Origin of the sequence: Saccharomonospora saliphila YIM 90502 (assembly GCF_000383795.1) — a bacterium.
Classification (GTDB): domain Bacteria; phylum Actinomycetota; class Actinomycetes; order Mycobacteriales; family Pseudonocardiaceae; genus Saccharomonospora; species Saccharomonospora saliphila.
The window spans coordinates 2,514-4,424 of record NZ_KB912643.1; the positions used below are offsets into that span (position 1 = coordinate 2,514).

Consider the following 1,911-nt stretch of genomic DNA (forward strand, 5'->3'; position numbering starts at 1 on the left):
GTGTGAGCCGCCGGGCGACGAGGGCGAGCACGACGCCGACGGCCGCGACGACGGCCCCCGCGAGCAGGCTCGCGCTGTATCCAGCGACCAGCGCGGCCGCGTCGGACGGACGCTCCCCTTCGGGGCGGGCGAGCACCTCGCCGGTGCGGCTATCGGCGATCGTGACCAGCACGGCGAGGCCGATGGCACCGCCGGACTGGTACGTCGTGGTGGCCAGGCCCGAGGCCGCGCCGCGCGCCTCCGCGTCGACGGCGCTGGTGCAGACCACGAACGCCGAGACGATCGACGCCCCCAGCCCGAAGGACCACAGCATCGCGGGCAGAAGGAACACGACTACGAAGTTCCCGCCCACCGACAACACACTCGTCCACCACGCCAGCCCAGCGGCCTGGAGGAACAACCCGGCCGCCAACGAGCCGCTCGGCGAAAGGGCCGCGACGACCCTCGGCGCCAGCCATGAACCAAGCCACATCGAGGCGTTGATAGGCACGTACAGCAGGCCGGTGGTCAGCGGGCTGAAGCCACGCACGCGCTGCATGTAGAGCGTGACCACGAAGAAGGTCGCGAACAGCAGCACACCCACGAGTGCGATGACGACATTACCGAGGGCGAGCGAGGGGCGGCGGAACAGGTGCGTGGGCAGCAGTGGATCCGTGGCGGTGAGCTGCCGGGCCACGAACGCCCCGAGCAACACAGCGGCGACGGCGAACGAGGCGAGGCTCTGCCCCGACAGCCAGCCGACCTCCTGGCCGCGGGTGACGGCGAGCAGGAGCACGCACAGCCCGCCGGTGCCGAGCAACGCGCCGAACAGATCGAGCCTGCTCGTGGTGGTGCTGTCGACCTTCGGCAGCAGCGCGACGCTCGCCACGAGCACCGCGATCCCGATCGGGACATTGATCAAGAACGTCCAGCGCCAGTCCGCCGTGGTGAGCAGGCCACCGAGGACCACGCCCGCCGCACCGCCGACCCCGGCCATGCTGCCCCAGATGCCGAGTGCTCGGTTACGGTCCTTCTCGACGGCGAAGATGTCGCCGATCAGCGCCAACGCGGCCGGGGCCACGAGCGCGGCCCCCAGCCCCTGGAAAGCGCGCCCGACAAGCAGCTGCGTCGCGTCCTGCGAGGCACCACAGGCCAGCGAGCTGGCGGTGAACAACACCACGCCCGCGAAGTACATCCGGCGGCGGCCGACCACGTCGGCGGCGCGACCACCGAGCAGCAGAAAGCCGGCGTAGGCGAGGAGGTAGGCGTCGACCACCCAGGCCAGCGCCTGGGGGGAGAACCCGAACTCGGTCTCGATCGACGGCAGCGCGACGTTGACGATCGACGCGTCGAGCACGGTCATGAACTCGATGAGTGCCAGCAGGGTGAAGGGCAGCCAGGGGCTGCGCACCCGCGGCAGGTCCCGTCGCTCGGACAGCGGTTGAACGTCGCGGGTCATGCTCCATCCTTCTGTGTTCGTCCTGGCGAACGCACACCGCGTGCGCACGGGGCCAGTCTGTGCCGGATGAAGCGTCGGAGGGCATCACGTCTTCTCGTGATTGCCGCCGCCCTCGTGGCGCAGCGCCAGCCGGACGAGCTCGACCCGGCTGGAGACACCCAGCTTGGCGAAGATGTGGCGGAGATGGGTGTCCACGGTATGCGGGGAGAGGAACAACCTGCGGGCGGTCGCCCGGTTGGTCAGTCCTTCCGCGACCAGCCGGGAGACACGCAGTTCCGACTCGGTCAGGCTTGCCCAGCCGGTCGCGGCACCGGTCGCGGGGGTGCTCCGCCCGCGCGCCCCGAGCGTGCGCAGCCTGCGCTGTACCCGCGCGGTCTCCCGGTCGGCACCGCAGCGCGCGCCGAGTTCGTGGGCCCGCTCCAGCACGCGGACCGCCTCCGCCCGGTCACCGGAACGGGCGGTGGCGGCCGCGA

General features: G+C 71.4%; 2 protein-coding genes. Both read right to left on the minus strand.

What is annotated here, in order from left to right:
- Positions 1-1,438, minus strand: a 1,438-nt coding sequence (locus tag SACSA_RS22035; RefSeq protein WP_019814887.1) for a DHA2 family efflux MFS transporter permease subunit, incomplete at its 3' end; no start/stop codon positions are given.
- An 84-nt stretch (positions 1,439-1,522) separates the two neighbouring features.
- Positions 1,523-1,911: helix-turn-helix transcriptional regulator (locus SACSA_RS22040; protein ID WP_198009004.1), on the minus strand; the 389-nt coding region annotated here is incomplete at its 5' end.